This is a genomic window from Chryseobacterium sp. GW823-FHT05E08 (assembly GCF_058795655.1).
This window is the reverse complement of record NZ_JBXAHY010000001.1, coordinates 1,007,995-1,022,281: the sequence shown is the minus strand read 5'-3', so window position 1 is coordinate 1,022,281 and position 14,287 is coordinate 1,007,995. Positions and strand designations below refer to the sequence as shown.

The window sequence follows — 14,287 nt, the reverse complement described above, 5'->3', positions numbered from 1 at the left end:
GATTACCAGTTAGTTCCGGACATGATCAATACCTGACTTTCAGTTCCGTATTTTATTTCATTCAGGAAAATTTCCTTGCCTTGTTCCAATGGAATTAAAGAAATTCCTCTTCTTTCATATTCTGTTTCCAGGGTTGCTGAAACCATTCCGGCTCCTTTCCAAGGCCCCCAGTTGATGGAGATTACTTTTCCTTTTAATTTTTTATTTAAAGCATTCGCATAATCGTCTAAAACTGAGTTTGCGGCTGCGTAGTCGGTTTGACCTTTATTTCCGTACACCGAAGCGATGCTTGAAAATAATACCACAAACTGACAATCCGTACGAAGCTGTTCTGCCAACACACGAAGCGGTTTTACTTTAGTATCGAAAACACGTCCGAAAGAACTTGTTGTTTTTTGTTTGAATAATTTATCCTCCAACAATCCAGCACCGTGAATAACGCCGTCTAAACGATTATATTTTTCGTAAATGTTGTTGATTAATTCAGACAAACCATTTTCATCACAAAGGTCTAATGACTGGTAAACAATTGTATTTCCCAATTGCTCCATATCAAGGATGGTGCGTAGAATCTGATTGTTTTTGAAAACTTTTATCGTTTCTTTTTCGATTTCAGAGGGCGAAGTGAAGGTTCCGGATTTGATAAGAGACGCTCTTATTTCTTCCTTGGTTTTCATTACTTCTAATTCTCTATTTGTTGCCTGATTTCTAGGGTCTTCGGATCTTCCTACTAAAATGTAAGTACATGGATAGGCCTGTGACATATGTTTTGCGAGTTCGGACGTAATTCCCTGTGCGCCTCCAAGAACCAACACAACAGAATCTTTATCGAGTTGAATTTGTGCTTCACTCAGACCAGTTGACAACGGCGATGGAATAATATCCACTTTATGCCTCTGGTCATTTTTATAAATCACTTCAGAAGGTTTATCGGTTGATAAAATTTCTTTTAAAGCAATTTCTGCGATCTGATCGATTTGTTGAGGAGAAGTTAAGCTGATCAGTCTGCAATTTGTCTGTTCAAACTCACGGGCTAAACTTTTGAAAAGCCCGGGATGTCCTTTATAATGACGCAAAAGAGTAGTGTCCGTCAATTCCTGAACATGAGCCGGCGTATCGGAAATCAGATAGATCCATTTTGCTTTATCAAGATCCATTTTTTTGATTAAATCAACGTGATCGATGATGTTGTGTTTTACAGAAGATGAGAATAGATCAAGGATAATTAATCCGTCAAAATTTGACAGATCTTTGTCTGTATCTACCAGTTCTGCAATCGCGCCATGCTTTTCAAGTTCGTTCTTGATGGCTAATGTCTGACTGCTTTCATTTTGAGTAATGGCAAAACGTTTTCCCTGTAATATTTCATTATTTTCAATTAACGAAACGTTAGTAGGAGTCAAGTCGAAACGAAGACGTGACAAAGGGTTTTGCTCAGGTTCTGGCGTGCTGTTTCCGCTCATTTCGTTGATCCATGAAGCCAGTCCGTTCAATGTTTTGATCGCTGCTAATTTTTCCATTAAATCATCTGCCTGTTCCATATCGCCACCGAAACCGATTTTCGTTTTAAGATCACCGATAATTTCCATACGTTTGATGGAATCGATGCTTAAATCTGCTTCTAAATCAAGGTCTAAACCTAACATTTCTTTCGGATAGCCCGTTTTATCGCTTACGATATTTAAAATAGCCGTCTGAAGTTCTTCAAGAGAAAATCCAGCTTGTGCTTGAGAAGTTGAAGCCTGAGTTTCGATAACTCCAACTTTTTCTGTTGTATTTGAAGCTCCTGAATATTCTGTTAACCAGGAAACTAAACCACTTAATGTTTTAATTCCGGCTAATTGTTCCATAATAGTATCTTCATTGGCATTATTTGAAGAAAAAGAACCTAGCTCAGCTTTCAGAGTACCAATGATTTCAACTCTTTTAATGGAATCAATACTTAAGTCAGCTTCCAAATCCATTTCCATACCCAACATTTCGTGAGGATATCCTGTTTTATCACTTACAACCTGAAGCAATAATGTTTTGATGTCCTTTGTCTGAGCTTGTTTTACCGGAATGATAACTGTTTTTTCAACGCCATCATGTAGTGGAGCAGAGATGATTGGTGCATGACCGTTTGAGTGAGTCGGAACCGATGAAACATAAACAGGAGCAGGGCTTACTTGAGGATTCTGTCCCAAAAACGTAAGCATCACATCGCGTTGCGCCTGTATCATAAGTTGCATGCTGTTTAAATATTCCTGCAACATACGTTCAGTGTTAGACTGAGTTTCAATCACAGGGGCTTGGTTATTTGTAAAGTTGTTCATTTGAATTGGAGTTATGATTGGTAATGCACCATTGGCAGGCAATGATCCGTTTGTTGGATGTGCAGCTTGTCCGTTTACACGCCAGATGGCAGGGCTTTTCTTGTATAATTCAGGTTGATCAATTTGAATTACCTGAACATTACGACCTTCGAAAAGTTTAGCAATATTAAAATGACGACCCGTCCCTAAATATTGAGCCAGCATAGAAAGCAGATAAGTCAATTTATTACCGTTACTGTCTTCTACAGAAAGCGTTAAATGCTCTTTATCTAAACAAGATTTCGTTAATCCTGCCAACACTTTTCCTGGGCCCACTTCGATAAAGATTCTTGCGCCGTCTTCGTACATCGCTTGAAGCTCTTCTACAAATCTTACAGGCTGTACCAAGTGGTTGGTTAATCTTTCTTTTATTTCTGAAACTGCCGTCGGATACGTTGTGGCTGTTGTATTCGACCAAACCGGAATCTGCATTTCTTCGAAAGAAACATCTTGTAAAACGGTTTCGTATAAACCTTTAGATTTAGCCAATAACGGACTGTGGAAGGCACACGCAACTTCTAGTTTTTTAGCAGAAATACGTTCCTGTTTAAGGATTTCCATTAATTTGTTGATGGCTTCTGTACTTCCTGCAACCACACATTGCGTTGGTGCATTGTAATTGACAGGATAGCAACCTTCAACTGTATCTAAAATAGGCTGTAGATTTTCTCTTGTTGAGCTTACTGCGATCATTGTTCCGGGATCACCGCCTTCTACTGAGTCTAAAATGGATTGCGCTCTTTTGATACTTAAATCAACTAATTTTTCTTCTTCAAAAACGCCTGCAAAACATAAAGCAGGCAATTCTCCATAGCTGTGACCCGCCAACATATCCGGAACAATCCCAATAGATTGTAGAAGTTTTGCTAAGGCAAGATCAACAATCCCTAAAAGAGGTTGTGCTAATCGGGTATCTTTAATGGTTTCTTTTTGCTGTTTTAATGCTGCTTCGTTAAAAGTGGTTGAAGGGAAAACAACTTTTTCCAATTCAGGATATGAATTGATTAGTTTTCGCATTTCAGGAAAAGCAACGAAGAGATCACGAGCCATATTGATTCTCTGGCTGCCTTGTCCAGGGAATAAAAATGCTACTTTACCTTCTCTTTTATTTACAGTGAAAGTGTCTTTGCTTTCAATTCCGGAAAGTGCCAGCTCGATGTTCATCATCAAGTGTTCAGTGGTGTCTGCAACAATGCTTAACTGAACTTGTTTTTCTGAACTAACGGCTAAACTGTAAGCAATATTCTTTAATGAAATAGTATCGTTTACTTCAAGTAAAGATTTAATTTGATTTAATTGAATTTTAGCTTCGTCATAGGTGTTTCCACGGAATACAAATAACTCCGAAGGCCAAGATTGCAATACCGCAGAATCGTCTTGTTTAGGATGATTGGCAATGACAGCGTGGAAATTAGTTCCCCCAAATCCAAAAGCACTGATTCCTGCATAACGGTTTTTCTCACTCCATAATCCACTTTCCGAGTAGAAAGCAAAAGGGCTGGTCTTAGCATTATAATAAGCATTCGGTTGTTGTAAATGAAGGGTAGGAGGTTTTACACCATGGTAGACGGCGAGTGAAGCTTTAATTAAACCTGCCAATCCAGCAGCACATTTGGTATGTCCGATCTGAGTTTTAACTGAACCTAAATGCGTCTGTCCCGGTAAAGCTCCTGAACGGCTGAATAAATTCGTCAATGCACTTAATTCAGTTTTGTCTCCAACAACAGTTCCTGTACCATGAGCTTCAACCAATCCAACAGAAGAAGGACTAATACCAGCTTGGGCGTATGCGCGCTCCAATGCTCTTACCTGACCGATTTTTCTCGGAGCAGTAAGACCTAAAGCTTTACCGTCACTAGATCCTCCAACTCCTTTGATGACAGAGTAAATACGGTCACCATCGCGTACGGCATCATCATATCTTTTTAGTACTAAAATTGCAACACCTTCACCTAAAGCAATTCCGTCTGCGTCACTGTCGAAGGTTGCACATCTTCCTTTTCTGGAAAGGGCATGGGTGCTGGAGAACATGAGATAATCATTGATTCCATTGTGTAAATCTGCTCCACCAGCAAGAACCATGTCTGATTTATTTAAGATCAATTCCTGACATGCCAATTCAAGAGCTGCCAAAGAAGAAGCACACGCGGCGTCTACGGTATAATTTCTTCCGCCTAAATCTAAACGGTTGGTAATTCTTCCTGCAATAACATTCGCTAAAATACCAGGGAATGAATCTTCTGTAGTATGCGGAAATGCTTCTTTAACTTCTTGATGAAGCTCTCCAAAAACCTGTTTATAAAATCCTCTGAAGCTGTAACTGTTGGCAAGGTCATTTCCACCTTCGGCACCAATAATTACAGAAATATTTTCTCTATTTGTATGTTTGTCGCCATAACCTGCATTTTCCATCGCACGTTTGGCAACCAATAAGGTTAACAATTGCGTAGGTTCAATGGCAGCAAGAGACTGTGGTGGAATTCCAAATTCTAAAGGATCGAAATCAATTTTAGGAATAAATCCGCCCCATTTTGAGTGAGATACATCTGATTCATTTGAATCCGGGTGATAATATAGTTCTTTATTCCATCTTTCGTCCGGAACTTCTGTTACGCTGTCTTTTCCTAAAATAATATTACGCCAATATTCTTCTAAATTTTTTGCATCAGGAAAAATACATTCCATGCCTACAATGGCAATATCCAATGCTTTTTCGTTGGATGTCGGCTCTTCCGGTAATGCGGCGTTTTGAATATATTGCTGATTATCTATGCTTACATTTTGATGAAGTTCATCTAAGGTGATAACTTTTTCATGCATGGTAGCAACCTGTCCGATCATGTACATGCCTAAATCCAGTTGTTCTTCTTTAGGAATGGTAACCAATTGATCGCCTTGACGTTCTACACCTTTTGCTGCAATTCTTAAACGACCGACATTTAATTTTTCGAGCTTTTCCCAGACTTCTTTTTTATCTGTTCCGGCTGCTATCAGTTTTGCTTTTTCATTATTAAAATGTTGAGCAAATGTAGTGTCTAAACATCTGGTTTCGTGCCCAGGAGCGGTTTCTAATAAAACGGTTTCTTCTGCCTGTAAAGCCTGTACCTGGAATTCTTCCTGAATGGCTCCACAAGTAACTGCTTCTTGAGTATATAGATAAGCCGTTCCTATTAATACGCCAACTTTTACACCTCTTGCTGCTAATGGAGCCGCCATGATGGAAACGAAAGCTGTAGAAAAATCATTATGAATCCCTCCTGCAAAAAATACGCTGATGTTTTCAGGATGGTCTTCTTTTAAAATTCTTTCAATTTGTTTTTCCCAAAGAACCGTACTTGAAAGTGGGCCCACATGACCGCCACATTCACGGCCTTCAAATATAAAATTGGTAGCTCCTTCCTTTAAGAAAATATCTAAAAGAGCAGGAGAAGGAACGTGTAAAAATGTTTTAATTCCAGCTTTTTCGAAAACTTTTGCTTGGGCTGGTCTTCCTCCGGCAATCAATACAACGGGAGGTTTAGCTTCTAATATATAAGATGTTTGTTCTTCTCTTAATTGCTGAGGGGCAAATCCTAAAATTCCCACACCCCATGTTTTTTCGCCTGCTAATTTTTTAGTATCTATTACCAAAGCTTTCGCCTGTTGACCTTTTAATAAAGATAAAGCAACAAAAGGTAAAGCACCAGCTTCTGCAACGGCATTGGCGAATGCCGGAACATCGCTCACACGGGTCATTGGTCCTTGAGCAATTGGATATTTTAAACCTAAATTTTTAGCTAAAATATTGTCTTGAGCAATAACCTGAAGCGCTTTTGCCTGTCTCAAATGACCATACATTGCTTCTTTAAATCCAAAAACCATTTTCTTTAGATTTTTGAAATCTTCATAGAGGTCTGTTGCCAAGGAAATATCCTGTCCCATTGGAATATAGCTCTTCGTGATATCAAAATCTATAAAGTATTTTCTAAGCTCTTCAGCGGTTGTATTTTCTGGTAATACAGGAGAATTAGGTCTCACCAATACGCGATGATTGGCGATGATTTTAGTTTCTGTTCCATTGAGTTTTGAACAGAGATCTTTGATGTCTTTTGGAACGGAACTTTCCGGGAATAAAGCAAGTTGACTATCCAGTACAATACCGGTTGCTCCCAATGCTTTTACTGCTGCTGCAGTATGAAGTCCGATTCCTCCTTGTACCCAAACAGGGATGGTTTTGATTTCTTTAATGATGCGTTGAAATAAGATAAAAGTTGATTCGTAGCCGACCAATCCGCCTGCTTCATTTCCTTTTATAATAATTCCTTTTGCTCCTGATTGTTCGGCTTGTCTGGCTTCCTGTAAGCTGGTTACCTGATAAATAATTGATACTTCTGAGTTGGAATTGAACGTAGATCCAAACGGAAGAATTGCAAATTTCACCTTCTCTGAAAGTTGAATTGAGGTAAGTTTATCATTAGAAAAGCAAATACCATAAGAAGGTATATCTGCCTGTTCAAGCTGATTCAGTGCTTGCTGTGCGGTCGTTAATTCGTGCCCTAAACTTAGGATGGGAAATGCACCTGCCTGATGCATTGCAAGCATTAGGTTGGCATCCGGTTTTTCAAAAGGCGTTAGTCCAAAAATGGTTAAGTTTTTCATTGTGTTGATATATTGAAATGGTAGCAGATTTTACATAGCAAAACGTTAAAAATTCAGGTCTTTAAAAACAATTTTTGCTGTGCTAAAGTAAAGTGTCTGATTATTATATTTTTAAATATTATGTTAATTTAACAGTGATATTTTAATACGGAGAATGTTAAAATTGCTATCAACCAAGAGGTTGTTGCATATGAGGTTGTTTTCAGGTCTTATAAAAGAAATTAATCCAAAGTTTTTCATTTCGTTGATGTTTATTGAATGTTAACAATATGTTTCATGACAAGACGCGTATACTTTAAGTATAAAAATCGTTTGTCTTTTACGACAGAATAAAAAGTTCAACTCCTGTTTTATTTTTAATGAAATAGATAATTTAATATTAATTCTTAAATAAGAACTTGAAATTATCTAAATACTGTTAAAATCAGTTATTTATATTTTTATTCTCAAAAAAAAGCGGATACAATCGGTATAATTACATAAATATAATCGTTTATAATTGTGTAATGTTGAACAAATATATAAATAAAATAATAAAATATTTCATTTAATGGAGATTTGTTTTTTTATGTTACATAAATATAATCTACCAATAAGTAAGAGTTAATAAATTACAAAAATCTATATGAAATTGTTATCTTTTATAAGTCAAAAGGTTATAATTTCAAATTTTAAATTAAAAGATCAATGTAGAATTGTTATTTATTAATTAAAATTCAATTAATAAAATGATTAAAAAGTTTTTTAAGGTAAATAATTGACTGAAAATTCTATGCAATATTGTATGATTTGATCTAAAACAACCACTGTTTTTTAATAAATTAGGCTTATATTTAATCTGGTAATATTGTAGAGGAGTGTAAATTTTATTAAGAGTGATGTTGACGGCAAGATAGTTGTAGTTACCTAAAAACCACACAAAATATAAAATATGAACTTAAGGTTACATACAGATTCTCAGGTAGAAAATGATCATATAGATGGTTTTCGGTCTGATGTCTTAGAAGGCTTACAAGGCAACCCTAAAAAGTTATCTTCAAAATATTTTTACAATAAAAAAGGAGATCATCTTTTTCAGAAAATTATGGCAATGCCGGAATATTATCTCACAAAATCTGAGTTGGATATATTCAAAAATAAAACGGCGGATTTAGCCAATTTAATTACTCCTGACAACGAGCCGTTTGATTTAATTGAATTGGGAGCCGGTGACGCCATGAAATCTACTTTTTTACTTAAATATCTTGTAGAAAAAGGAACTGATTTCAGCTATATGCCGATTGATATTTCAGGAAATATTCTTTCGATATTAAATGAAAAACTGAGCCAGGAAATTCCGACTTTAAATATTATTCCATTGGAAGGAGAATATTTTGAAATGCTTCAAAAAGCAGCTTCTTTATCTTCTCGAAGAAAAGTTATTTTGTTCTTAGGAAGCAATATCGGAAATATGAGCCTTGAAGAAGCTGAAAATTTCTGTAAAGATTTAAACCAAAATTTAGCTTCAGATGATGTGGTTTTAATAGGTTTTGATCTAAAGAAAAATCCTCACACTATTTTAAACGCTTATAACGATAAAGAAGGCATCACCGCAGCGTTTAACCTCAATCTTTTAACTCGAATCAATACAGAGCTTGATGCAGATTTTGATTTGAAAGAATTTCAGCATTATCAAACCTACGATCCGGTAAGTGGAGCTTGCAAAAGTTATTTGGTAAGCTTAAAAGACCAAAATGTCACCATCGGAAATGACCAAATTTCATTTAAAGAAAACGAACTCATCGACATGGAAATTTCACAAAAGTTTTCTCCCGAAAAAATACAGGAATTGAGTGGAAAATCCGGTTTTAAAATGATCGGAGAAATTAAAGATTCCAAAAAATGGTTTGTAGATACCGTCTGGCAAGTAAAATAACGAACTAAAAGCTAAAAAACATGACACCAAATACCATCACAACAGATTTATTAAAAAAATATACAGATATTCGCAAGCATTCTGAGGAAATATGCGCGCCTTTGGAAATCGAAGATTACGTCGTACAGCCAATTGTAGACGTTAGTCCGCCCAAATGGCATCTCGGTCATACGACTTGGTTTTTCGAAACTTTTATACTTCAACCCAATTTTCCTGATTATAAAGTTTTTGATGCTCAATATAATTTTGTTTTCAACAGTTATTATGAAACAATAGGAGCGAGGGTTATTCGTACCGATCGTGGAAATTTGAGCCGTCCGTCAGTTTCTGATATTTATAAGTATCGAAAATATGTGGATGAGCATATGGAAGCCTTTCTTCAAAGTGCATTTATGACAGAAGCTGTTGAGCCTTTACTGGAACTTGGACTTAATCACGAACAACAACATCAGGAATTATTAATAACTGATATTAAATATATTTTAGGTCATAATCCACTTTTTCCACCTTATAAAAAAGAGAATGTTGCTAAAAAAGAACATTCAGAACACACAGAAATGCTCAGTTTTTCAGAGGGAATTTATGAAATTGGCTTTCAAGGAGAAGGTTTCTGTTTTGATAATGAATTAGGACGACATAAAGTTTTTCTGAATGATTTTGAAATTAGTAATCAGCTAGTTACCAATCAAGAATATTTACAATTTATAGAAGCAGGAGGATATTCCGATTTTAAACACTGGCACGCCGAAGGTTGGGATTGGGTGAAGCAAAATCATGCAAAATCTCCATTATATTGGCATTTTATTGATGATAAATGGATGCATTATACGTTAAATGGTTTGCAGGAATTAGACCTTGACGAAGCGGTTTGTCACATCAATTTCTTTGAAGCTTCTGCTTTTGCATCATGGAAAGGAATGCGTTTGCAAACCGAAGCAGAGTGGGAAGTTGCTTCCAATCATTTCAATTGGGGAAGCCGTTGGGAATGGACAAATTCCGCTTATTTACCTTATCCTGATTTTAAAAAAGAAGCAGGCGCAGTAGGCGAATACAATGGAAAATTTATGGTCAATCAAATGGTTTTACGTGGTGCATCTGAAGCGACGCCTTTTGGACACAGCCGAAATACATACCGTAATTTTTTCCAGACCAGCTTACAATGGCAGTTTACAGGAATCAGACTTGCCCAATAATTTTTGCCAATGATTACAGTAGAATCAGTTTCAAAGAATTTTAACGGAAAACCGGCAGTTGATAATATTTCTTTTCAAGTCAATGATAAAGAAGTTTTGGTGCTTCTCGGAACCAGCGGTTGTGGCAAAACGACAACCCTGAAAATGATCAACCGTCTCATAGAATCAGATTCCGGGAATATTTTGATTGATGGTAAAAATATCCGTGATCAAAAAGTAGAAGAGTTGAGGATGGGTATCGGTTTTGTGATGCAGCATTCCGGATTATTTCCTCATTATACGATTAAACAAAATATCGATGTCGTTCCGGAATTATTAAAATGGAACAAAAAAAAGACAGAAAACAGAACCCAAGAATTATTAAATAAACTTCATCTTTCCGAAGATATTCTTTCCCGTTTTCCGAGCGAACTAAGCGGTGGTCAGCAGCAAAGGGTTGGGATTGCCAGAGCATTAATCGCCAACTCACCGATTCTGTTGATGGATGAACCTTTCGGAGCATTAGATAATATTACGAAAGCAGATATTCATTCGGAATTTAAATCGTTGGAAGAACTTAAAAGTAAAACCATTATTTTGGTCACACATGATGTGCAGGAAGCTTTTGAATTAGGACATCGAGTATGTTTAATGGATAAAGGGAAAATTATTCAGATCGGAACGCCAAAAGAAATGCTTTATCAGCCTAAAAATGAGTTTGTCGCAGATTTTTTTGCTGAAAATCGACTTTTGCTTGAATATAAAGTTGCGACTTTAAAGGATGTTGATGATTTTAATTCAGAAATCTTATTTGATGAATTTAATTTTAGTGAAAATACAAGTGTTTGGGATGCTTTACAAAAATTAAGCTCGAATCATAAAAATACAATGCACTACGAAATGTTGATTAAAGCATTTAATGAATACAGAAAACTACAGATCGTATGACGCAGCAAAGTCTTTGGCAGTTTATCATTGAACAGCACGAAAAATTATTAACCCAGATTACACAACATCTTGGGCTGACTTTTCTATCATTGCTTTTAGCGATTGTAGTCGGTGTGCCTTTAGGAATATTGATCGCCCGAAAAAGAAAACTTTCCAGTTCTGTTCTTGGCATTGCGGGAATTTTGCAGACGATCCCGAGCATTGCTTTATTGGGGTTTATGATTCCTGCTTTTGGAATAGGAGCGACACCTGCCATTGCAGCTTTGTTGATTTACGCTCTTTTGCCGATCATTCGAAATACGTACACAGGAATTACAGAAGTAAATCCGACTGTTATTGAAGCTGCAAAAGCAATGGGAATGAATAAAACCCAGCTTCTTTTTAAAGTCGAAATTCCTCTGGCGATGCCCGTTATCATTGCCGGAATAAGAACGGCAGCCGTTATTAATGTTGGAGTTGCGACTTTGGCTTCATTTGTTGCTGCAGGCGGTTTGGGTGAATTTATTTTTGGCGGAATTTCATTAAACAATACCAATATGATTTTGGCAGGCGCAATTCCCGCAGCATTATTGGCTGTTTTGTTGGATCAGGCGATTGCTGTTTTACAAAAATCGGGGTATCGATTATTTCAAAAATTAAAATATATTGTTCCTGCGATTTTGATTATTTTCGGAGCAATTTATCTGCTGACTTCTGTTTCAGAAAATAAACTAAAAGCCGGTTTTACGCCCGAATTTATGGGAAGACAAGACGGCGATCTCGGTCTTCGTTCTGTGTATAGATTGAATGTAAATCCTGTCGTAGTAAGCGATGCGATTATGTACAAAGCAGCCTATGAAAAGGAATTGGATCTCATCAGCGGGTATTCTACAGACGGTAGAATCAAAGCTTTTGATTTGTATGTTTTGAATGATGATAAAAAAATATTTCCACCCTATTTCGCTGCGCCGATCATTAAAACCAAAACATTAGAAAAATTCCCTGAATTAGAGAAAACATTGAATTTATTGTCAGGTAAATTTAATGATTCAATTATGACGGATTTAAATTATAAATCAGATTATCTTCATCAAACACCAGAAAAAATTGCTAAAGATTTTTTAGTTAAAAACAATTTATATAAAATTTCAAGAAAAGGAAATTCGGGAACAATACGAATTGGGTCAAAAATTTTCGGTGAACAATATATTCTCACAGAAATGTACAAAATGCTAATTGAAGGCAATACCAATTATAAAGTAGAAACAAAAACGGGATTGGGAGGAACCAAAATCTGTTTTGATGCTTTGATGAACGACGCCATCGATTTTTACCCTGAATATACAGGAACCGGACTTTTGGTATTATTAGAACCAAACGAACAAACGATTAAAAAGGTAAGTCAAAGCCCTGATGAAACATATAATTATGTTAATTCAGAATTTCAAAAACAATACGGAATTCAATGGCTGGAACCACTTGGATTCAATAATTCTTATGCATTAATGATGCGCAGAAAGCAATCTAAAGAATTGAATATTAAAAGTATATCGGATTTAAAAAATTATATAGATTCGAAATGATTATTTTTTATTATAACCACAAAAGACACAAAAGATTACACATTAGTATTTTAAGTTTATCAATAAGTTGCAAAACAAGAGCACATTAGTTTTAAAAATCTTTGATTTTTATTCTTTTGAGAAACTTTGTCTTCTAATAATACAAAAATTAGGTATGCAAATAGCTTTTGCATCTTTTGTGGTTAAAATAAAAAATTATATTTATAATCAATGTAATAGAATCATTTTCAAAGTTGTCTTATAACTAAAACTAACTATGAAATTTTATTTTCTATTGATCTTCTCTGTGTTTTCTTCCTATTTATCGGCTCAAAAAGAATCAGATATTGATGCTATCATTAAAAGAGAAATGAGTGAGCGGAAGATTCCGGGATTACAGATCGCTGTGGTTCAAAACGGTAAAATTATTTTGAAAAAATCATACGGAATGGCCAGTATTCAGAATAATATTCCTGTTACTGATGCAACTATTTTTCCAATTAATTCATGTACTAAAGTTTTTACGGGTGTTGCTGTAATGCAATTGGTAGAAGAGGGGAAAATAGAATTATCTGCTCCAGTATCAAAGTATCTGACTGATCTTCCTGAAAAATGGCAGTCGGTGACGGTTGAGCAGATGATGACCCATATTTCTGGTTTTCCTGACATTGTAAGATTGTTTGATCCTCTTACCGGAGCTGCATTGAAGCCGGAAAAACAAATTTGGGAGGAACTTAAAGCGCTTCCAATGGATTTTAAGACAGGAGAACAATTTCGATATAATCAAACTAACTATTATTTACTAGGAAAAATAATTGAAAAAGTAAGCGGACAACCTTTTGGTCTGTTTTTTAAAACCAAACAATTTCAAACCGTTGGGATGAAAAATACGGTATTTGGGGACTCAAGAGACGTTATTCATGATTTTGCGCCTACTTATTCAAATAGAAGCTTCATAGATGGAAGAAAATTGGATAAAGAAAAACTTTTCAATGAATACCATGTATTTCCTGATTACAGCAGAACGGGATCCGGCCTCAACACAACTGCCGAAGACATGGCAAAGTGGATCATTTCTTTACAAAAACAAGAACTGTTTAAAAGTAAAGGAACCTTAACGAAAATGTGGTCACCTATCAAAATGAATGACGGAACGCCAACATCTTGGGCATTGGGATGGGGAATAACAAAATTCCGAGCCAAGCATAAAGCTTTGGGCATGTCAGGCGGAGGAAGATCAGCGTTTTTGGTTTATCCTGATGATAATTTGGCTGTAATTGTCTTCACGAACTTGATGGGAAGTACTCCCGAAGATTTTCTGGAAGAACTTGCCGGAGTTTATAATCCTGATATTGTTAAATCTGATCCTATAACCTATCTTAGAACAAATCTTAAAAAACAAGGTTTCAACAAAGCGATTGATGTAGTAAATTCTGAAAAGAAAAATAATCCTGACTTTAATCCCGGAGAATCTGGACTTAATGACTGGGCTTACCGATTGATGTCGCGACCTAATCAACTTAATGATGCTTACGAGATTTTCAAATTGTACGTTTACTTATATCCTAACAGCTCAAACGCCTATGACAGCTACGGAGAAGTATTATTAAAAATGGGAAATAAAGCTGAAGCCCGTAAAATGTATGAAAAGTCAGTAAAGCTAAATCCCGATAACGAAAACGGGAAAACGATCTTGAAACAGTTGAGCGAATAATTATT

General features: G+C 35.9%; 6 protein-coding genes. 5 read left to right on the top strand and 1 reads right to left on the bottom strand.

Annotated elements, in window-relative coordinates; translation table 11 throughout:
* Positions 1–2: 2 nt before the first annotated feature.
* Positions 3–6,992, bottom strand: coding sequence for an SDR family NAD(P)-dependent oxidoreductase (locus AC1Q7L_RS04745; protein WP_492306608.1), 6,990 nt, complete (start codon positions 6,990–6,992; stop codon positions 3–5).
* Between the two features lie 931 nt (positions 6,993–7,923).
* Here AC1Q7L_RS04745 and egtD point away from each other — a divergent pair.
* From egtD to AC1Q7L_RS04720, 5 genes are all read left to right on the top strand, one after another.
* Positions 7,924–8,907, top strand: coding sequence for an L-histidine N(alpha)-methyltransferase (gene egtD, locus AC1Q7L_RS04740; protein ID WP_492306607.1), 984 nt, complete (start codon positions 7,924–7,926; stop codon positions 8,905–8,907).
* Positions 8,908–8,927: 20 nt separating this feature from the next.
* Positions 8,928–10,100 carry an ergothioneine biosynthesis protein EgtB gene (gene egtB, locus AC1Q7L_RS04735; protein ID WP_492306606.1) on the top strand — a complete coding sequence of 391 codons (1,173 nt, stop codon included), beginning with the start codon at positions 8,928–8,930 and terminating at the stop codon, positions 10,098–10,100.
* Between the two features lie 9 nt (positions 10,101–10,109).
* Positions 10,110–11,027, top strand: coding sequence for an ABC transporter ATP-binding protein (locus tag AC1Q7L_RS04730; protein ID WP_492306605.1), 918 nt, complete (start codon positions 10,110–10,112; stop codon positions 11,025–11,027).
* Positions 11,024–12,589 (top strand): ABC transporter permease/substrate-binding protein, encoded by a 1,566-nt coding sequence (locus AC1Q7L_RS04725; RefSeq protein WP_492306604.1) that lies wholly within the window; start codon positions 11,024–11,026, stop codon positions 12,587–12,589. Before AC1Q7L_RS04730 ends, AC1Q7L_RS04725 begins: the two co-directional genes overlap by 4 nt.
* Before the next feature lie 256 nt (positions 12,590–12,845).
* Positions 12,846–14,282 carry a serine hydrolase gene (locus AC1Q7L_RS04720; RefSeq protein WP_492306603.1) on the top strand — a complete coding sequence of 479 codons (1,437 nt, stop codon included), beginning with the start codon at positions 12,846–12,848 and terminating at the stop codon, positions 14,280–14,282.
* The last annotated feature ends 5 nt before the right edge of the window (positions 14,283–14,287 follow it).